The 18,619-nt window shown below is 72.6% G+C and carries 17 protein-coding genes and 1 pseudogene; 11 read left to right on the top strand and 7 right to left on the bottom strand.

Annotated features, from left to right (window positions below; genetic code table 11):
- Position 1: 1 nt before the first annotated feature.
- On the bottom strand, positions 2–829 hold the full coding sequence (locus tag F603_RS0118230) for an enoyl-CoA hydratase family protein (RefSeq protein ID WP_019547419.1): 828 nt from the start codon (positions 827–829) through the stop codon (positions 2–4).
- Positions 830–1,469: 640 nt separating this feature from the next.
- Between F603_RS0118230 and F603_RS0118225 the strand changes: the two genes are divergently transcribed.
- The 4 genes from F603_RS0118225 (at position 1,470) to F603_RS0118210 (ending at position 5,018) form a co-directional block, all read left to right on the top strand.
- A complete protein-coding gene (locus F603_RS0118225; RefSeq protein WP_019547418.1) occupies positions 1,470–1,928 on the top strand; it encodes a DUF6099 family protein in 459 nt (152 codons plus the stop codon).
- Between the two features lie 49 nt (positions 1,929–1,977).
- Positions 1,978–2,901, top strand: a complete 924-nt coding sequence (locus tag F603_RS0118220; RefSeq protein WP_019547417.1) for an LLM class F420-dependent oxidoreductase — start codon at positions 1,978–1,980, stop codon at positions 2,899–2,901.
- On the top strand, positions 2,898–3,800 hold the full coding sequence (mmuM, locus tag F603_RS0118215) for a homocysteine S-methyltransferase (protein WP_019547416.1): 903 nt from the start codon (positions 2,898–2,900) through the stop codon (positions 3,798–3,800). The genes F603_RS0118220 and mmuM overlap by 4 nt, the downstream gene beginning before the upstream one ends.
- A 645-nt stretch (positions 3,801–4,445) precedes the next feature.
- On the top strand, positions 4,446–5,018 hold the full coding sequence (locus tag F603_RS0118210; RefSeq protein WP_019547415.1) for a dihydrofolate reductase family protein: 573 nt from the start codon (positions 4,446–4,448) through the stop codon (positions 5,016–5,018).
- Between the two features lie 93 nt (positions 5,019–5,111).
- Here F603_RS0118210 and F603_RS35915 read toward each other — a convergent pair.
- Positions 5,112–5,305: pseudogene (locus tag F603_RS35915) on the bottom strand (IS5/IS1182 family transposase); the annotation flags it as partial.
- 441 nt (positions 5,306–5,746) lie between these two features.
- Here F603_RS35915 and F603_RS0118205 point away from each other — a divergent pair.
- On the top strand, positions 5,747–6,499 hold the full coding sequence (locus F603_RS0118205) for a glycoside hydrolase family 75 protein (protein WP_019547414.1): 753 nt from the start codon (positions 5,747–5,749) through the stop codon (positions 6,497–6,499).
- A 653-nt stretch (positions 6,500–7,152) separates the two neighbouring features.
- Here the strand turns inward: F603_RS0118205 and F603_RS0118200 are convergent.
- Both F603_RS0118200 and F603_RS0118195 read right to left on the bottom strand, forming a co-directional pair.
- Positions 7,153–7,836, bottom strand: a complete 684-nt coding sequence (locus F603_RS0118200) for a phosphonatase-like hydrolase (protein WP_019547413.1) — start codon at positions 7,834–7,836, stop codon at positions 7,153–7,155.
- The gene (locus F603_RS0118195; RefSeq protein WP_019547412.1) at positions 7,829–8,602 is read right to left on the bottom strand and encodes a GntR family transcriptional regulator; all 774 of its coding nucleotides are present in this window, start codon (positions 8,600–8,602) and stop codon (positions 7,829–7,831) included. The genes F603_RS0118200 and F603_RS0118195 overlap by 8 nt, the downstream gene beginning before the upstream one ends.
- Positions 8,603–8,756: 154 nt before the next feature.
- Here F603_RS0118195 and F603_RS0118190 point away from each other — a divergent pair, with 154 nt between their 5' ends.
- The 4 genes from F603_RS0118190 (at position 8,757) to argF (ending at position 14,584) form a co-directional block, all read left to right on the top strand.
- A complete protein-coding gene (locus F603_RS0118190) occupies positions 8,757–9,953 on the top strand; it encodes a TIGR03364 family FAD-dependent oxidoreductase (protein ID WP_051096271.1) in 1,197 nt (398 codons plus the stop codon).
- Between the two features lie 172 nt (positions 9,954–10,125).
- Entirely contained in the window at positions 10,126–11,502 is a 1,377-nt protein-coding gene (locus tag F603_RS0118185; RefSeq protein WP_019547410.1) for an MFS transporter, read from the top strand.
- Positions 11,503–12,227: 725 nt separating this feature from the next.
- Entirely contained in the window at positions 12,228–13,463 is a 1,236-nt protein-coding gene (locus F603_RS0118180) for an arginine deiminase (RefSeq protein ID WP_019547409.1), read from the top strand.
- A gap of 113 nt (positions 13,464–13,576) precedes the next feature.
- Positions 13,577–14,584: an ornithine carbamoyltransferase gene (gene argF / locus F603_RS0118175; RefSeq protein ID WP_019547408.1), complete on the top strand. Its 1,008-nt coding sequence runs from the start codon at positions 13,577–13,579 to the stop codon at positions 14,582–14,584.
- 5 nt (positions 14,585–14,589) lie between these two features.
- Here the strand turns inward: argF and F603_RS0118170 are convergent, their stop codons facing one another.
- Positions 14,590–15,105 (bottom strand): ATP-binding protein, encoded by a 516-nt coding sequence (locus tag F603_RS0118170; protein WP_245600814.1) that lies wholly within the window; start codon positions 15,103–15,105, stop codon positions 14,590–14,592.
- 895 nt (positions 15,106–16,000) lie between these two features.
- Here F603_RS0118170 and F603_RS0118165 point away from each other — a divergent pair.
- Entirely contained in the window at positions 16,001–16,771 is a 771-nt protein-coding gene (locus F603_RS0118165) for an alpha/beta fold hydrolase (RefSeq protein WP_019547406.1), read from the top strand.
- Between the two features lie 14 nt (positions 16,772–16,785).
- Here F603_RS0118165 and F603_RS0118160 read toward each other — a convergent pair whose 3' ends face one another.
- Together F603_RS0118160 and F603_RS0118155 are read right to left on the bottom strand one after the other, a co-directional pair.
- Positions 16,786–17,091, bottom strand: coding sequence for a hypothetical protein (locus F603_RS0118160; protein ID WP_019547405.1), 306 nt, complete (start codon positions 17,089–17,091; stop codon positions 16,786–16,788).
- A 71-nt stretch (positions 17,092–17,162) separates the two neighbouring features.
- Positions 17,163–18,167, bottom strand: a complete 1,005-nt coding sequence (locus tag F603_RS0118155) for a zinc-binding alcohol dehydrogenase family protein (RefSeq protein WP_019547404.1) — start codon at positions 18,165–18,167, stop codon at positions 17,163–17,165.
- A gap of 179 nt (positions 18,168–18,346) precedes the next feature.
- On the opposite strand from F603_RS0118155, the gene F603_RS36650 reads away from it, so the two are divergent.
- Positions 18,347–18,424: a hypothetical protein gene (locus F603_RS36650; protein ID WP_469818005.1), complete on the top strand. Its 78-nt coding sequence runs from the start codon at positions 18,347–18,349 to the stop codon at positions 18,422–18,424.
- Positions 18,425–18,619: the final 195 nt, after the last annotated feature.

Here is an 18,619-nt window from a genome sequence, read left to right as displayed (position 1 = left end):
CTCAGCGCCCCTCCCACTCGGGTTCGCGGCGGCCCGTGAACGCGGCGTGGAACTCCCGGTAGTCGGCGCTGTGCATGAGCAACGCCTGCGTCGCGGCGTCGAGTTCGACGGCGCCGGAGAGGGTGAGGTCGAGCTCGGCTGTGAGGAGCGCCTTGGTCTGCGCGTAGGCGAGGGCAGGCCCGGCGGCGAGCCGCCCGGCGAGGGCCGCGGCGGCGGCGTCGGCGCCCGCCTCCGCGGTCAACTCGCTGAGCAGCCCTATGCGTTCGGCCTCGGGCGCGCGCACCTGGTCGCCGAGGAGCAGGATGCGGGTGGCGTGGCCGAGGCCGACGAGGCGCGGCAGCAGGTAGGCGGCGCCCATGTCGCCGCCGGAGAGGCCGACCTTGGTGAAGAGGAAGGAGAACCGCGCGGTCGGGTCGGCGATGCGGAAGTCCGAGGCGAGCGCGAGCACCGCGCCGGCTCCGGCGGCGGCGCCGTGGACGGCGGCGACGACGGGGAAGGGCGCCTCACGCAGCGCCCGTACCACCTGTCCCGTCATCCTGTTGAAGTCGAGGAGTTGGGAGGTCTCCATACCGAGGGTGGCGCCGATGATCTCGTCGACGTCGCCTCCCGAGCAGAAGCCGCCCCCCTCCCCCGCGAGGACGAGGACGCGCGTGCGGTTCTCCCGCGAGAGCTGCGCGAGGAGGTCGCGGAGGTCGGCGTAGGCGCCGAAGGTGAGCGCGTTGAGGCGCTCGGGGCGCGCCAGGGTGACCGTGACGACGCCGCCCTCCTCCTCGACCCTCAGGTGCCGCCAGTCGTCGGTCCGGTGTGCGCTTCCGGTGAACGGGCTCAACGTCGGCCTCCCGCACGGGGGTTGGAGTGAGGGGACGCGCCGGGCAGTCTTGCGAAGTCCTGCGAACGTATCACCAGTTTCTTACTTCCGTCACGAGTACGCGATAGACGGAAGGGCGGCTCCGCGGCTGCCGCAGTCACCATCTCCTCACCCGTTCGGGGGAGTTCGCGTCCGGTGGAACGGTTCGCCAACCCGGCCCGTGCATACGGTCCCTGCCATGGAAGCCGCCTTCCCGCCGACCACGGAGCGCCGCCTCCCCTCCGTCAGAGGGCCCTCCACACCCCCGCCGCAACGGCACCGCACCGTCGAACCCGGAGCCGCCGACCCGTGATCCGCCACCGCCCGTTCCCCCACGCCCCGCGTGCGGCCCGTGGCACGCGCTGCGCCGCGCATGCCCCGCGCCTCCCGAGGACACCTCACGCACCCCGCGCCACCCTGGAGTTGACGCCCTCGGCCGGCCCGAACCGGAAACGCCCAGGAAGCGCCGCCGAGGGAACGTTTCCCGAGTACCGGAATCGGTCACTCTATGGAGTGAGGGAACTGTCCACACGGGGCGGTTTATCCAGTGATTTCCCAAACTCCCTGGCGAACAAGGCCGATTGTGGTCACGCTGGGTGACAACCAGCGGAGGGGATGGCAGATGGACGCCCTACGGCTCATCGCCGCCACCCGGCAAGCACTGTCCCAAAGCAGCGCCGTACACGACATCGTGGCCGAGGCATGGCAGGCACAGGCCCTTGCCGAGGCGATCGGAACGCAGCTCGCACACGGCGGCCCGCCCGAACTCCGGGCCGAGGCGCAGGCGTTGAAAGAGGCCGCGACCCGCCCCACCGGTGTCACCGAGCGCCCGCAGCCGCAAGAGGCGTGCGGCCCGAGAGCCGTGGCGCTCACGCTCGTCGAGGACCCGCAGTGCGCCCTGCGCGGTCTCGGGGAGCTCCTCGGCGAGGTCGGCGCCGCGCTCGTCGCGGTCGCCGTGACCGCGGACGACGAGGCGCTCTACTGGCAGTGCATCGAGGCGATCGACACCGCCGACGAGTCGGGCGACCGCGTCGTCGGCATGCTCCGCAAGCTCGCGCTGCGCGAGCACGGCGTCCACTGACCTGCGCCCCGCCCGTCACCCCCCGTGCTCGCGGGCGACAATGGTGGCCATGGACCTCCGCGTATTCACCGAGCCCCAGCAGGGCGCCACCTACCAGGAGCTGCTCAAGGTCGCGCAGGCGGCCGAGGATCTCGACTTCGACGCCTTCTACCGCTCCGACCACTACCTCGCCATGGGGGACTCCGAAGGACTGCCGGGCCCGACGGACGCCTGGATCACCCTCGCCGGCCTCGCCAGGGAGACCAGGCGCATCCGCCTCGGCACCCTGATGACGGCGGCGACCTTCCGGCTCCCCGGACCGCTCGCCATCCAGGTCGCGCAGGTCGACGCGATGTCCGGCGGCCGCGTCGAGTTCGGCTTGGGGACGGGCTGGTACGCCGAGGAGCACACCGCCTACGGCATCCCCTTCCCCGCTCGCCGGTTCGGGCTGCTGGAGGAGCAGTTGGAGATCGTCACCGGTCTCTGGGAGACGCCGCTCGGCGAGCGTTTCGACTACGAGGGCGAGCACTACCGGCTCAAGGACTCGCCCGCTCTCCCGAAGCCGGCCCAGCGCCATGTGCCCGTCCTCATCGGCGGCAAGGGCGCCGAGCGCACACCCGCGCTCGCCGCCCGGTTCGCCGACGAGTTCAACCTCCCCTTCGGCACGCTCGCCGAGACCGAGCAGCAGTTCGCGCGCGTCCGCGAGGCGGCGGCCGAGCGGGGCAGGGCGCCTGAGGAGCTCGTCTACTCCAACGCACTCGTCGCCTGCGTGGGGGAGGACGACGCGCAGGTCGCCCGCCGAGCCGCCGCCATCGGCCGCGACGTCGACGAGCTCAGGGAGAACGGGCTCGCCGGTACTCCGGGCGAGGTGGTCGAGAAGATCGGCAGGTATGCCGAGCTCGGCGCGACCCGCATCTACCTCCAGATCCTCGACCTCAGCGACCTCGGCCACTTGGAGCTCATCTCCGGCCAGGTCCGGCGTCAGTTGACATGACGGGCTTCGCGGCGGCCCTCGACGAGGGCCCGCTCGTCCTCGACGGCGGGCTCTCCAACGAGTTGGAGGCGCTCGGCGCCGACCTCGGCGACGCACTGTGGTCGGCGCGCCTCCTCGCGGACGACCCGGCGCTGGTGCGCGCCGCGCACGCCGCCTATCTCCGGGCGGGGGCGCAGGTGTTGATCACCGCCAGCTATCAGGCGTCCTTCGAGGGCTTCGCCCGTCGCGGCGCCACCCGCGCCGAGGCGAGACGGCTGCTGCGGCGCAGCGTCGGCCTCGCGCGCGAGGCGGCCGAGGAGGCCGGTGGCGAGCGCGTCTTCGTCGCCGGCTCGGTCGGCCCGTACGGCGCGGTCCTCGCGGACGGCAGCGAGTACACCGGCCGATACGGCCTGAGCACACGGGAGTTGGCCGACTTTCACCGCCCCCGAGTCGAAGCGCTCGCGGAGGCGGGCCCCGACGTCCTCGCGCTGGAGACGGTGCCGTCGGCCGCCGAAGCGGAGGCGCTGCTCGTGGCCTCGGAGGGATGCGGCCTGCCCGTCTGGCTGAGCTTCACCGCCTCGGGCGGACGGACGCGGACGGGCGAGCCGCTCGGCGAGGCGCTGGCGCTCGCGGCAGGCGTCGAGCAGGTGGCGGCGGTCGGCGTCAACTGCTGCACCGTGCAGGAGGCGACGCGGGCACTGCCGCTCGCCGCCGAGCACGCGGGCAAGCCGGGCGTCGTCTATCCCAACAGCGGTGAGGGATGGGACGCGGACCGCCGGGCGTGGAGCGGCGAGCCGAGCTACGACCCGGCCGCGCCGGGCCTCGTCGACGGCTGGGTATCGGCGGGCGCGCGGCTCGTCGGCGGGTGCTGCCGGGTCGGCCCGGAGCGGATCGCGGCGGTGCGCCGCGCGCTGAGCTGACCAGGCCCTCCGTCCGCGGACGGTCGGGGTCCGCGTCATGAGGGTCCGGGGGCGCCGCACTCCTCCGCCAACTGCCGGACGGACGGCGGACACGAGGTCCGGCCTGGCGAGGTGCGTCCGGATCGACTCGGCGCCCCCGGAGACAGGTATTTCCTGGGCTCGCGCTCTGCCCACGCCCTGCTGAGCGCGCTCATGAGGCTGCCCGCACCCCTGCCGCGACGACCGACGGCGATCGGCGACGGCCACCGACGTACGGGTGGAAGCGCGGCCTCCCGCGATGCACGGGGTCGAGCAGCCGTGAGGCCAAACCCTGCCGCCCCGACCGGAAGTGGGGCTTCGAGCCCAGGCCGAGGGCAGCGGGCTCGCGGACCGCACTCCGCGCCTGGGCCGTTTCGTTCGGCTCACGGAGTGCGACGGCATCGAGATGCCGCGCCACCGGTCGCGGCCAGGTCACACGGTCCGGCACGTGCGTGGCTCACCGGGATGATCCAGAGGGCCGGAGCTGTCGAGAAGAGTGGCGACGACCGATGAGTTCCTCCCTGCTCCACAGTCATAGGTCATGAGCGGTGCACCGCAGTCACGAGGGCCGTCGAAGCGTGCACCGGCACCCGTTGAGATCCGCACACGAGACACCGAGGAACCGAGATGCGCACCCTGATCAGCTCGGCGTTCATATCGCTCGACGGCGTCGTGGAGGGCCCGGGCGGCGAGCCCGGGTACCGGAACTCCGGCTGGACCTTCAAAGACGTCGAGTTCCTCCCCCGGGCCTTCGAGATCAAGGGCCGGGAGCAGAAGGAAGCCACCGCGATCCTGATGGGCCGGACCAGCTACGAGGCGTTCAGCCCGGTGTGGCCCGACATGGAGGACTTCGCCGGCTACAAGGAGATGCCGAAGTACGTGGTGTCCACCACGCTCACCGAGGACGACCTGGTGTCGAACTGGGGCGGCACGACGATCCTGCGTTCGCTCGACGAGGTGGCCGCGCTGAAGGAGACCGAGGGCGGCCCGATCATCGTCCACGGCAGCGCCGCCCTGAACGGGACGCTCTCCGACGCCGGCCTCATCGACCGCTACCACCTGCTCGTCTTCCCGCTGCTGCTCGGTGCGGGCAAGCGGCTCTTCAGCGCCACCGACAAGGAGGCACAGAAGCTGAAGCTCGTCGAGCACGAGGCATACTCCAACGGGTTGCAGTTGAACGTCTTCGACGTCGTCCGCTGACAGGGCACCCGCACTCGCCCCCCGTCACGGCACTCGTCCCGGTCGGAGCCGGTCAGGTACATGACCGCGGTTTTTTCGTAGCGGGTAACAACGCCGCCATCGCTCCCGGCGATTGATGCACCGCTCGACCGTGTTGTGCTGTTCGTATGCCTCACGTCCACGGTGGGCGGCCTGCCACCGCGGCGACCTCGACGCAGACGGTGGCCCCTCTGACCCGCGGGGACAGGGAGCACCGCGCGGATACCGCGCTTACGCAGGTGCTTTCGGACGGCTCGCGATGAGTACGGCGCACGATGGTGGAGTCCACCGAGACGACCCAGAACAGCGTCGGCATCGGCCATCAGCGCGGCGAACACTCGCTCCCGGGCGCCGTCCGTAGCCCACGTCCGCCGCCGCGTCGGGCGGCCGGAGACGAGGACGCGTTCGAGCACCGGAACGTGACCGCCACCCGCGCCGGAGCCGGGCCACAAGTGCCCTGCCGCGTACGGGGCTTGCCGCCAGGAGCACCCCGCCGATTCGGCGCATCGCACCGTGGCGGCATTGACATGCGCACGACGGCACAGGAGGCTGACCCGCCGAAGCGTCGGGTCAAGGCACCCATCCGACGACATCGTCACGACCGGGCGATGTCTTCCGTCGGCATCGGGCGGAGGCAGCGCCGGCCGCCGTGTCCATGGGTGCACGCGACGGCGAGCCCCCCTCGCCCCTTACAGCCACCTGGAGGTTCGATGAGACGCCCCATCCCCTGGCGCGGCCGCGCCCTGTGGGCCGCGGTCGTAGCGCTGCTCGTCGGGATCGTGCTCGTCCCCGCGGCACAAGCGGGCACGCCGTCCGACAAGGGCGCGGGCACAGTCGACTCGACCGCGGTGAGCGGCAGTTCGGCCGCGGGTCCGACGGCCGATCAACTCCGCGCGGCGATGGAATCCTGCGGCACGCAGCTCTCCGACGGCGAGTACGCCGAGGACGAGGGCGGCACCCCCTCCATCCCCGTCTGCGGAAAGAACGACGCGGTGTTCTGGCAGGCCGACCTCGACGTGGACTGCGACGGCCAGCCCGGCGACGAGTGCAACGAGAACACGGACCCGGCCTTCCAACCGGAGACCGCCTGCGTGCAGTCCGACGGCGAACCGCTGAACTCCGCGACGTTGCCGCACGTCGTCGTCCCGCTGCCGAGCGACGTCTGGGACCACGCCGCGTCCGACGTCAACTGCGGCACCGTGGGCGCCGTTGTCTACGAGGACAAGGTCGTCTACGGCGTGATCGGGGACAAGGGCCCCGATTCGATCATCGGCGAGGCGTCGTACGCGATGGCCGACGAGCTGGGTATCGACCCCGATCCCGCCACCGGCGGCGTCTCCGGCAAGGTCGTCGGCTACGTGACGTTCCCCGGCACCGAGGTGTCGAAGAACGAGGACCACGCGGAGGCGACCGAGCTCGGCGAGGCCGCGGCCACGGAGTTCGCGGGAGACGGCGCCCGCTGAGGCTCCTGGTCGACTCCCGCGGCATGCACCGCTGTTGACCCCGAAGGCAGGTCACCGCCCGTGCCGGGCCCGCCACCGCAGGCCCGGCACGGGCGTGTGCGGGAGCGCTCGGCCTGTCTCCGGAGCGTGAGACCAGTGCCGTTGCAGCAGCCGCGTGCTCGAACCGCTCGCGGCGCCGCAGGAGCCGAGCCGCCTCGTCGACGCATCGCCCCGAGGCGCCCGCGGCGGGCCAGTCGACGCGAAACCGGAACCATATGCGCAGTTCGGCGTGGACCGATGCGACATCGGACGGCGGGGCGAAACGGCCACGCAAGGACGAGCAGCGCCGCACCGCCGCCTGGATCAGCTTCTCCAGGAGGGGCTTCGAGGACGGGGCCGGGCTTGAGGCGACCCATCGCCCGCATCGCCGCCATGGTGGAGAAGAGCGGCGGCTGCGAGTCGCCTGCCGGCCGAGGCGGTTGCCAACTCTCGTCGGTTTCGGCGGTGTTCGTCATGACTGCTGAGCGCCTGGGGCCCCCGGAGCGGCAGCCCCTCGTCAGCGCCGGATCTCCGTTGTACGCCCGGCACCGACACCGCCTCGGACCCGGCACCCGGGACGGCGCCGCGCGCCTCGTCGCACCGCGCGTCGCCGCCCGCCGAGCCCCTCGCACCGCTCACGCTCCCGCGAGCACCACCTCGGGAACCTCCGCCACGCTCGCCAGAATCCGCGTGTGCGGCTCCTTTTCGAGGACCTCGCGGGGTACACCGCCGGTGAGTACACCGATCACCTCGCCGGCACCCGCGTTGGTGCCGGCGAGGAGGTCAACGGCGGTGTCGCCCGCGACCAGCACCTTCCGCACGTCGAGGACGCCGGTGCGCTCCATCGCGCGGTGGATCATGTACGGCGCCGGCCGGCCGCGCGGCACCGCGTCCGAGGTGACGACGGCGTCGAGGCTGCCGCCCGGCTCCGCCGACCAGCCGAGCGAGGCGAGCAGCGGCTCGGCCACGTCGTCGCTGAAGCCGGTGGTGAGCGCGACCCGCACGCCGCCGGCGCGCAGCGCGGCGAGCGCCGCCGCGACGCCGGGGAGCGGGATCGGCGGCGTCTCCGCGTAGAGCGCGCGGAGTCGGGCGCTGAACACCTCGTAGGACTCCTCCACCAGTTCGGGTGTCGGGCTGCCGCCACCGAGGCGGATCAGGGCGTGCATCGCCTCCCGCTTGTCGGTGCCCATCCACGTCTGCAGGTCCTCGGCGTCGACGGGCACTCCGTGGTGCTCGACGGAGTGGCGCAGCGCGGCGTAGACCGCGCCGTGCTCCTCGATGGTGGTGCCGGCCATGTCGAAGACGGCGAGTTCAGTCATGGGTCTGCTCCTCGTTCGTGCGGTACCGCCCGACGACGGTGCGTCCCTCGGCGGTGTTCTCGACGGTGAAGGTGGCCATCGCGGGCAGGTAGCGGTCGTCGGCGCTCTCCAGCGGCTCGCCTTCGGCGGAGAACGTCTGCCGCCGCACCCGCAGCAGCGGATCGCCGCTCGCGACGCCGAGCAGCTCCGCGTCGTCGTCGCCCGCGGCGACGGCGTCGATGGTGTGCCGCGCATGGTGCAGGTCGACGCCGAAGGCGCAGAGTGCCTCGTAGATCGAGCCGGTGTCCGGGTCGAACTCGAAGAGGTGGCGGCCCACTTCGAACCGGAAGGTGGCGCGCTCGACCATCGCCGGGACGCCGTCGAGCAGCCGCAGCCGCACCAACTCCACGACGGGGTCGCCTTCTTCGATCTGCAGTCGGTCCGCCGCCTCCGCCGTGGCACGTCGCCGCGCCACCTCGACGGTGAGCTGGCCCGGCTCGCGGTCGATCGACCTCGCCCACTGGGTGAACGAGATCAGCGAGGCGAACGGCTGCGACGGCGTCGTCTTCCGGGCGATCGGCGGCTTGCCGCGCCCGCCGACGAGGTTGCCGTCTCGACGCAGCAGCGCGAGCGCCTGCCGGACCGGTCCGCGAGAGGTACCGAACTCGCGGCAGAGCTGGGCCTCGCTGGGGACCGGCTGTCCCTCGGGCCACTCGCCGGACTCGATGCGCCGCAGGAACTCCGTGCGGAGCCGTCGGTGGAGCGGCCCCTCGTCACTTGTCTTCACAAGACGACTATGGCACCAAGTCCGGCCGCTTCCAAGACCATCGGGGTTACGCGGAGACTAACGCCCGGAGTCCGCGGAGGCGTTGAGGTAAACACTCCGGAACTTGTAGCTACAACTCTTGTCAGCCTTCCGCAGCCGCCGCATCCTCGGACTCATGGATACCGCAACCCCCTCAAGAGAGCGCGGAGTTGACGACCTCGGCCGCGAGCCCCCGAACGGCAGCAGCGACGTGCTGATCGTGGGCGCCGGCATCGTCGGACTCGCGCACGCCTACGAGGCCGTGCGACGCGGCCAGTCCGTCACCGTCGTCGAGCGCGACCACGAGCCGGTCGGCGCCTCCGTCCGCAACTTCGGCCACTGCTGCGTCACCGCGCAGCACGGCGACCTGCTGGAGACCGCCTACGCCTCGCGCGCCGGCTGGCTGCACGCCGCCGAGGCGACGGGCATGTGGGCGCGCGAGGCGGGCGCCTACGTCGTCGCCCGCTCCCCCGTCGAGCTCGCCGTACTCGAGGAGCTGCGCGCCGAACGCGGCGGTGACAGCGTCCGGTTGTGCACGGCGGCGCAGCTCGCCGAGGCGCTCGGCGGTCCGGACCCGGACGGCCGGCGGCCGGCCGTGGGCGGCGCCTTCCTCCCGGACGACCTCCGGGTGAACCCGCGGACCGCGGCACCGGCGCTCGCCGAGTGGCTGTCGGGACAACCGGGCGTGCAACTCCACTGGGGCACCGCGGTCACCGGCGCGGAATCGGGCACCGTGCACACCACCCGCGGAACGTTCACCGCCGCGCGTGTCCTGCTCTGCGTCGGCCACGACCTGGACCGGCTCTTCCCCCAGGCGGCCGAGGACCACGGCGTCGAGCGCTGCCGGCTCACCATGGCGCGCGTGACGGCGCCCGAGAGCCTGCGCACCGAGGCCGCGGTGCTCACCGGCACCTCCATGCTCCGCTACGACGGTTTCACGGCGCAGCCCTCCGCGACCGCGCTGCGCACCGAAACCACCGAGCACAGCCCTGAGTTGCTCGACATCGGCGCGAACGTCATGTGCACCGCACTGCCCGACGGCACCCTCCTCGTCGGCGACTCGCACTCCTACGCACCGACGGCCAGCCCCTTCGTCGACGAGGGTGCCGCGCAGCTCCTCCTCGACGCCACCGCCGAACTCCTGGGCGTCGACACGCTCCGGGTGCGCGAGCGGTGGCAGGGCGTCTACGCGAGCAGCGCGCGCGGTCCGCTGCTCGTGCGCGACCTCGCTCCGGGCGTCCGCGCCCTCGCCGTGACCTCCGGCATCGGCATGACCCTCTCCTTCGGCCTCGCCGCGGCCACCTTCGACGGCGCTCTCCAACCCACGCACTGAGCCGCCCCGACCGCGGGGCGCTCCACGCGAGCGCCCCGCATCGGCTCCCCTCACTCCTCCTCTCCCCGCCCCCGGGGCACGCCGAGGGTCCATCCGGCCTGCCGCGGGGCGAGTTCGGCATGCCTCCATACCCGGTCACCCCGGTACCCCCTGCCCAGAAACGGATTTCGCGATGAGTGGAACCACGCAATCCGGCGCCGCCGGCTCCCCTCCCGAACCCCCACCGGCCTCGGCCGCCTCCGACGAGCCGGCGGGCACGACACCGCGCCCGCACCGTCCCACCCGCCGTTCCCTGCGCTGGAGTTGGCAGATCTTCGCGGTGACATGGCTCGCCTACGCCGGGTACTACGTCGTCCGGCAGGCGTTCTCCGTCGCCAAGCTCGGCATCCTCGACGATCCCTCGGTGAACGGCGTGTTGACCGAGCACGCGCTCGGTGTGATCGACGCCGTCTACCTCGCCGCGTACGCCGTCGGCCAGTTCCTCTGGGGTACGTGGGCGGACCGCTTCGGGCCGCGCGTCGTCGTCATCGGCGGCATGATCGGCGCCGTCGCCGCCGCGGTGCTGCTCGGTGTGAGCAGCGCGGTGCTCGTCTTCGGCGGCGCGATGGTGCTGATGGGGCTGGCGCAGTCGACGGGCTGGGCGGCGCTGTGCAAGAACGTCGTCGCCTTCTTCCCGCTCCACGAGCGTGGCCGGGTGCTCGGACTCTGGTGCTCCAGCTACGCCTTCGGCGGGCTCGTCGCACCGCCGTTCCTCGGCTGGTGCGCGTACTCGCTCTTCGACGACTGGCGGGTGGCGTTCTTCGCCTCCGCGGCGACGCTCTCCGTCGTACTGCTCCTCTTCGTCGTCTTCCAGCGCAACCGCCCGGAGGACGTCGGACTGCCGCCCCTCGCCGGGGAGTCCGAGCCCGCCGACGCGCACACCGACGGGGAGCAGGCGCCGAGGCCCAGCACCCTGACCCTCTACCGCGAAGCGCTGCGCGACCGGATGGTGCTCACCCTCGGGCTCGCGTACTTCCTGCTCAAGCCCGCGCGGTACGCGCTGCTGCTGTGGGGTCCGGTGCTCGTCAGTCGCCAACTGCCGGACGCCTCGCACCTGGAGGCGACGCTGATACCGGTCGCCTTCGGCATCGCCGGCCTGCTGGCGCCGCCCGCCGTCGGGTGGCTCTCCGACCGCGTCTTCGGCGCCCGCCGGATGCCGCCGTGCGTCCTTGCGCTCGGAGTGCTGGTGGTGATGCTCGCGCTCTTCAGCCCGCTCACCGCTACCGGCAGCGTCCCGGTGATGGTCGCCGTCCTCACCGTCATCGGTTTCGCGGCCTACGCCGCCGACGCGCTCATCGCCGGCGTCGCCGCCGTCGACTTCGGCAGCTCCTCGGGAGCCGGCACCGTGACCGGACTCGTCAACGGCTGCGGGTCGATCGGGGCGATCCTCGGCGGTCTGCTGCCGGGCTTCCTCAGCGGCGAGGCGCTCTTCCACGGCTTCGCTGCCGCGGCGCTCGTGGCCTGCCTGGTGATGCTCCCGCACTGGAACCGGATGCCCCGCTCGGAGTGAGACCCGCGCCGACTGCGGCGCGTCCCAGCGGCGGTGGGTACAGCCGCCGAGAACGTCGACCTGCACGCGAAGGCGCCCCGGGCACGGCGAACTCCGCGCCCGGGGCGCCTCCGCCGCCCGGCTTCCGGGCCGCAGCATGCACAACTGCCCCCACGGAAAGGCGAGTCGCCGACGATGTGACCCGCCCCGCCGAAGCCCCGGAGGTACGGAAGCACGCCGCGGCGGCGAGCGCGGTCGTCCGGCGCCGGGGAGAACAGCGGCGCCGTCTTCCTCCCCGATCCACCGAGTGCACCGAGATCATGTGCGACGTCGGCAGAGCGCACCCGGCCCGGCGTCCGCGAGCCCGGGTCACGCACCGGGCGAGCCGAGAAGGAGTGCGACTCTCCGGCATCCCGACGGTGAGCGCTTCCCTCTCGGTCATGTCCGGCGCGGACAGCAGCGCGCCCGACGCACCGGAGAGGACTTCGGCGATCTCCGCCATCGACAGGTGTGGCAGGCGTGGAGATCCCCGGTGACGGGTTCGAGCGCCCTCCGCTCTCCCCGCCGGTGTCGTGGACGGGAGCCGGGCCATGTGGACGTGGCGCTCCGCGAGGACGACGAACGAACCGGCCGAACCCGACGTTTCTGCCCGAGACGGCGGGCCCGGCGCTCAACATCACGGAGAGGAGAAGCCCTTCCCTACGCTTCCTCACGCACGCGGCGCCGTACTCGGCGAGGATGGGCCCATGGGATTCCACGTCGACTCCGAGACAGGCAGGCTCCGCCGCGTCATCCTCCACCGGCCGGGCCTGGAGCTGAAACGCCTCACCCCGACCAACAAGGACGACCTCCTCTTCGACGACGTCCTCTGGGTACGCCGCGCCCGCGAGGAGCACGACGCACTCGCCACGGCGCTGCGTACGCGGGGCGTCGAGGTCCACCTCTTCGGCGAACTCCTCGCCGAGACCCTGGAGATCCCCGAGGCGAGGGCCCTCGTCCTCGACCGCGTCTTCCAGGAGTCCGAGTACGGCCCGCTGGCGACGGACACACTGCGGGCAGCCTTCGACTCGCTCCCCACGTCGCAGCTCACCGAGGCGCTCATCGGCGGTATGACGAAGCGCGAGTTCCTGGAGGGCCACCTCGAGCCGGCCTCCGTCGGCTTCCACGTCCTCGACCCCGACGAGTTCCTCCTCGCACCGCTCCCCAACCACCTCTTCACGCGGGACTCTTCGGCCTGGGTCTACGACGGCGTCTGCATCAACGCGATGCGCTGGCCGGCGAGACGCCGCGAGACCGTCCACTTCGAGGCCGTCTACCGCCACCATCCGCTCTTCGCCGGCGACCTCGCCGGTGAGTACCACACGTGGTCGGAGGGGAGCAGGGGGCCGCACCCGTCGACGATCGAGGGCGGCGACGTCCTGGTGATCGGCAACGGTGCCGTGCTCGTCGGCATGAGCGAGCGGACGACGCCGCAGGCGGTCGAACTCCTCGCCGAGCGGCTCTTCGAGGCGGGCTCGGCACGCACCATCGTGGCGCTGGACATGCCGAAGCGCCGGGCCTTCATGCACCTGGACACCGTGATGACGATGGTCGACGGGGACGCCTTCACCCAGTACGCGGGCCTCGGCATGCTCCGCTCGTACACCATCGAGCCCGGGGGCTCGCCGAAGGACCTGAAGGTCACCGACCATCCGCCCGAGCACATGCACCGCGCCATCGCTTCGGCGCTCGGCCTCGACGCCATCCGGGTCCTCGCCCCGACGCAGGACGTCCGCTCTGCCGAGCGCGAGCAGTGGGACGACGGCTGCAACGTCCTCGCCGTCGAGCCGGGGGTCGTCCTCGCCTACGAACGGAACGTCACCAGCAACGCACACCTGCGGCACAAGGGGATCGAAGTGGTGGAGATCCCCGGTAGCGAGCTCGGCCGGGGGCGGGGCGGGCCGCGGTGCATGAGCTGCCCGGTCGAGCGCGACGGGGTGTGAGGGCGACCCGCGTCGCATAGGGATGCTGGTGCGCGTATAGTATTCCGACTTCCGCTACTGCCCCACGAACAGCAGCGCGCCCCGACGCCGGGACGCGCACCGAGGAGTCCGCCATGGCGATAGACCTCACCGGCCGCCACCTCCTGAAGGAGGCCGACCTCACCGCCGAGGAGTTCCGCCATCTCGTGGATCTCGCCTCGGAGTTGAAAGCCGCGAAGCGGGCGGGGACCGAGCAGCGGCGCCTCGAAGGGAAGAACATCGCGCTCGTCTTCGAGAAGGCGTCGACGCGGACCCGCTCCTCCTTCGAGGTCGCGGCGGCCGACCAGGGCGCGCACACCACCTACCTCGACCCGACCGGTTCGCACGTCGGCGTCAAGGAGTCGGCCGCCGACACCGCGCGCGTCCTCGGGCGGATCTACGACGCGATCCAGTACCGGGGCAGCGGCCAGGCGGTCGTCGAGGAGCTCGCCGCACACGCCGGTGTCCCCGTCTACAACGGGCTCACCGACGAGTGGCACCCCACCCAGATGCTCGCCGACGTGCTGACGATGTCGGAGCACGCGCCGGGGAAGCCGTGGGAGCAGCTCGCCTTCGCCTACCTCGGCGACGCGCGGAACAACATGGGCAACTCCTACCTGGTGACAGGCGCGTTGCTCGGGATGGACGTCCGTATCGCCGCGCCGTCCTCGCTGTGGCCGGAGGAACAGGTCGTCGCACGCGCCCGCGCGCTCGCAGCGGAGTCCGGCGCCCGGATCACGCTCACCGAGGACGTCACCGAGGGCGTGCGCGGGGCCGACTACGTCGCGACCGACGTCTGGGTCTCGATGGGCGAGCCCAAGGAGGTCTGGGCCGAGCGGATCGAGATGCTCAGTCCCTACGCGGTGACGATGGACGTGCTGCGCGCCAGTGGCAACCCCGCAGTGAAGTTCCTCCACTGCCTGCCGGCCTTCCACGACCTCGGGACCTCCGTCGCCCGCGAGATCCACGAGGAGTACGGGCTGGATTCGCTGGAGGTCACCGACGAGGTCTTCGAGTCGGAGCACTCCGTCGTCTTCGACGAGGCGGAGAACCGCATGCACACCATCAAGGCCGTCCTGGTGGCGACGCTCGCGGGGAGCTGAAGGGGTCAACCGCCGTCCGTCCCGCCGTCCGAGCGCCGCCTGCGCCACCAGCCGCGCAGGCCACGGCTGTGCGGACGCCCCGCGCGCACCAGGAACCAGGCGGCCTTGCCCTGCGGCGTCGCCCAGCTTCCGCACGCGTCGCTGAGCTCCCGCACCAGCAGCAGGCCACGGCCGTCCTCGGGGAGGATGTCGACCTCCGAGACCCGGGAGAGTACGTTCTCGGCGGGGGCGTCCTGGAGGAGTCCCTCGACGAGCTCGCCCCCGTGGTCGCGGACCTCGACGAGGACGCCTCCGTCGTCGGGAAGGACCGCGACGGCCAGGGCCACCGTGTCGCCCTGGCTCTCGTGCTCGACGGCGTTGCTGACCAGTTCCGTGGTGAGCAGCTCGACGAGCCGCACGTCGAGCGTGCCGGCGGCCCCCGCCTCCTCCAGCACCCGGCGCACGAACTCCCGGCCCTCTCGCGCCGCGGCTGCGGTGCGGGGCAGATCGGTCCGGTGTGCCGTGCGGGTGGCGGGGTCCATGGTGCGCGTCCTGTCGCCGGAGGCCGGTGACCGTACGTGGTCGGCGGGCGGTCCGAGTGTGCTCGCTCCGCTCCCGTGCTCGGAGTCTGTCATTCCGCTTTCTCTTCCACGGTACGCAGTGGCGACGGGGGTAGGCACGGGGTGGAGGTCCCACGGGTGCAGGACGCCGCACCCGCGCCGGGTGCGCGCGGCACGGCGCGGGGCTACCGTCGCCTCCGCACGAAGGGGGCGGGCGTCAGGTAGGTGCCAGCCGTTCCCCTGATGACGGGACGGGCGAGGACCCGCGGCTCGGCGACGTTCCGCTGCCCGACCGCTTCGGGGAGCCTTCCGCCCACTCGCCCTGCACATGGACGGATTGCGCGACTGCGCGAGCTGATGGCAGGCAGCAGCGCTTTTCACCGTCCCAGGAACCGGCACCTGTACAGCGCGGGCCTCCCCGGGCGCGCGGGCCTGCCGGCCGGGGCGCCCCGCGACTCCGTCTCGGCGCGGACGGGCGGCGACAGGGGCCGCGACGGCTGGCCGTGCCGCTGCCGCGGACGACCGGCGGGCCGTCGTTCGGGACGCCCCAACCGCCGGTTGGGGCGCGGACCGGCGCCGCCTTGGAGCTCCACCGCTCGACAGTGCGACTGCGCCGACGCTCCTCGGCAACAGCCTCTGCACCCGTTCGCTGAGGGCCAGTTGACCTCCGCCAGGGGCGCACCTGGAGTGCGTGGTGAGCCTCTCGGCCGGCGCGACGCCACCTCCGAGAGGCAACTGCCCCCTCATCAACGGTCCGTTGAGAATGCGGCCCGCGGGAAACCGCCGTCCGGTACGCACGGAACGGGGCGCTGGGCGAAGGCGCGACATGTCGCCTACCGTCGCAGTGGCCACCGTCCCCGCCCCAGGAGTGCCGCCCGTGCCGTACGCCACCGCCCCCGACGGGACCCGGATCGCCTACCGGACCACGGGCGACGGTCCGCCACTGGTGCTGCTCGCGGGGCAGGCCGCCTCGCACCGCTGGTGGGACGGCGTGCGCGCCGACTTCGAAACCGCACACACCGTCCTCACCCCGGACCACCGCGGCACCGGCGCCAGCGACAGCCCTCAAGGCCCGTACAGCACACACCAGTTCGCACAGGACGTCGTCGCCGTGCTCGACCACGCACGGCTCGACAGCGCGGACGTCTACGGCACCTCGATGGGCGGGCGCACGGCGCAGTGGCTTGCGGCGCTCCATCCGCACCGCGTCCGCCGGCTGGTCCTCGGCTGCACCTCACCCGGCGGTCCGCACGCCGCCCGTCGCGACGAGGCAGCCCGACGCGCTCTCACCGGCGGCTCGGCACAGGCGCAGCTCGAACTCCTCTACAACCCCGAGTGGTTGGCCACCCACCCGGCGCCCGAGCACACCCTCGGCGACCCGCAGATGTCCCCGTCCGCGCGACGCGCCCACTTCCGCGCGAGCGAGGAGCACGACGCCTGGGAGGTGCTCCCCCGCATCACGGCGCCCACGCTCGTCGTCCACGGCACCGAGGACCTCCTCAACCCGACGGCCAACGCCCACCACCTCGCCGCCCGCATCCCGCACGCCCGCCTGGAGTTGCTCGCGGGCGCCCGGCACGGCTACTTCGAGGAGTTCCGCGAGACGGCGTCACCGCTCGTCCTCGACTTCCTCGCCGAGGGGCGCTGAGCACGGGCGCTGCGTCACCTCCGGCGTCCGCCGCGGCGCATCCTCGGGGTGCGCTGGCGCGGCAGCCGGCCCCGAGCACAGCCGCGCGTGAACGGGCCCTCGGGCGACGGGACGACGGCTCGGCGCTCGCCCTCGGTACGGAGCTCGTGGTGCGCCTCGTGCGCGGTGACGCGGAACGCCTCGTCGTGCGCCGCGAGGGCCGCCGTGATCGCCGTACCCGCGAGCCCCCGACGCCTGACGAAGGACGCCAGCAGCGCGAGCGCGGCCAGGGTCACGGCGAGGCAGCAGGCGAAGACCAGGAACGGCAGCACCCCATCCATGGCACGAGCCTATGCCCGGCACGGCGCCACGGCCTCCCCGCGGCTTCCGCGGCTGCACGTCGTCGGCCCGGCTACTCCTCGGCGGTCACCACGAGCTTGCCCACCATCCCGTGGCCCTCGACCGCGCGGTGCGCCTCGCGCAGCACGGACGGACTCAGCGGTCCCGTGCAGCGGGAGAGGGTGGTGCGCAGGACTCCGCTGTCGAAGAGCCCCGCGGCCTGCTCCAGCACGTCGTGGTGGGCCGTCGACTCCTCGTCGTGGAGCGGGCTGGTGAACACGAACTCCCAGAGCCAGCCCTGGCTCTTCTCTTTGAGCGGCAGGAGGTCGAGCCCCTCCGGCTCGTCGATCGCCACGACGTCGCCGTGGACGCGCAGCAACTCCGCACACAGGGGGACCATGCCGGCCGAGAAGGGCGAGAAGAGGTGGTCCACGGCGTCGGGGCCGACCTCCTCGCGCAGGCGGTGGCGGTCGACCGTGCGGTGCGCGCCGAGATCGAGGCTCCACTCCGCGGACTCGGGGCGGGAGGCGGCCGCCACCACCTCCACGTCGGTGAGCCGGCGTGCGAGCTGGACCACCATGGAGCCGACGCCGCCGGCCGCGCCCATCACCAGGAGGGTGCCGGTGCTACGCGACCCGAGGCGGAAGCGTTCGAAGAGCGCCTCCCAGGCGGTGAGGAGCGTGAGCGGCACGGCTGCCGCCTCGGCGAAGTCGAGCGCGGAGGGCTTGTGGCCCACGAGGCGCTCGTCGACGAGCTGGTGGTCCGTGTTGGAACCGCTGCGGGAGAGCGACCCTGCGTAGTAGACGTCGTCGCCGACCTCGAAGAAGGAGACCCCGTCGCCGACCGCGACGACGGTGCCCGCCGCGTCGTACCCGAGCACGCGGGCGCCGTCGGAACCGTCGTAGGAGGCGCGCTGCTTGAGATCGACGGGGTTGACGGAGACGGCGCGCACCCGCACGAGCAGATCGCGCGGTCCCACCTCGCCGATCGGCCGTTCCACGCTGACGAAGGTGCCCGCGGCGTCCACGGGACCGCCGGCTGTCATCGCGACGGTGCGGGCGAGGTTCGGTGCGTTCATAAGGCGAACGTAGGCGCGCTCGCGGGCGGGCACCACCCGAGGAGGACCCGTTGCGCGGGCTGTCGGACGCGGGTGACCACAGCCCGTGTTCGCACGCCGGGGCTCCGGATGGCAGGGTGTCCCCTCGGTGGAGCTGTGCGCGCCACCGAGCACCAGGTAGAGGCAGAGAGGAGACCGCCATGTCGTCGAAGCGTCGCCGCAAGAAGAAGGCCCGCCGCAACAACGCGGCCAACCACGGCCGCCGGCCCCAGTCCTGAGGCCGACAGGCCCCGAAGCCCGACCCCCGCTCCCGCAGGCGCAGCCCCGCGGAGGCGGGGGTCGTCGCGTGTGCGAGGGCCTCGGCCGGGTCGTCATCTCCTCGTCACCGAGGGTCAGTTGCCGGTGGCGGTGTGCTTACGAGCGGTGCCCCGGGGACATCGACGGGAGGTTCTGGGGTGGGCTCCCTCATAGGA

The organism is Streptomyces sulphureus DSM 40104 (genome assembly GCF_000381025.1).
Taxonomy (GTDB): Bacteria; Actinomycetota; Actinomycetes; order Streptomycetales; family Streptomycetaceae; genus Streptomyces; species Streptomyces sulphureus.
Note: the sequence above shows the minus strand (reverse complement) of the source record. Positions and strands in the feature narration are given on the sequence as shown.

Coding starts and splice junctions, on each gene's coding strand:
- F603_RS0118225 (WP_019547418.1), top strand. CDS start 1,470: ATGGACGCCCTACGGCTCATCGCCGCCACCCGGCAAGCACTGTCCCAA.
- F603_RS0118220 (WP_019547417.1), top strand. CDS start 1,978: ATGGACCTCCGCGTATTCACCGAGCCCCAGCAGGGCGCCACCTACCAG.
- mmuM (WP_019547416.1), top strand. CDS start 2,898: ATGACGGGCTTCGCGGCGGCCCTCGACGAGGGCCCGCTCGTCCTCGAC.
- F603_RS0118210 (WP_019547415.1), top strand. CDS start 4,446: ATGCGCACCCTGATCAGCTCGGCGTTCATATCGCTCGACGGCGTCGTG.
- F603_RS0118205 (WP_019547414.1), top strand. CDS start 5,747: ATGAGACGCCCCATCCCCTGGCGCGGCCGCGCCCTGTGGGCCGCGGTC.
- F603_RS0118200 (WP_019547413.1), bottom strand. CDS start 7,836: ATGACTGAACTCGCCGTCTTCGACATGGCCGGCACCACCATCGAGGAG.
- F603_RS0118190 (WP_051096271.1), top strand. CDS start 8,757: ATGGATACCGCAACCCCCTCAAGAGAGCGCGGAGTTGACGACCTCGGC.
- F603_RS0118185 (WP_019547410.1), top strand. CDS start 10,126: ATGAGTGGAACCACGCAATCCGGCGCCGCCGGCTCCCCTCCCGAACCC.
- F603_RS0118180 (WP_019547409.1), top strand. CDS start 12,228: ATGGGATTCCACGTCGACTCCGAGACAGGCAGGCTCCGCCGCGTCATC.
- argF (WP_019547408.1), top strand. CDS start 13,577: ATGGCGATAGACCTCACCGGCCGCCACCTCCTGAAGGAGGCCGACCTC.
- F603_RS0118170 (WP_245600814.1), bottom strand. CDS start 15,105: ATGGACCCCGCCACCCGCACGGCACACCGGACCGATCTGCCCCGCACC.
- F603_RS0118160 (WP_019547405.1), bottom strand. CDS start 17,091: ATGGATGGGGTGCTGCCGTTCCTGGTCTTCGCCTGCTGCCTCGCCGTG.
- F603_RS0118155 (WP_019547404.1), bottom strand. CDS start 18,167: ATGAACGCACCGAACCTCGCCCGCACCGTCGCGATGACAGCCGGCGGT.
- F603_RS36650 (WP_469818005.1), top strand. CDS start 18,347: ATGTCGTCGAAGCGTCGCCGCAAGAAGAAGGCCCGCCGCAACAACGCG.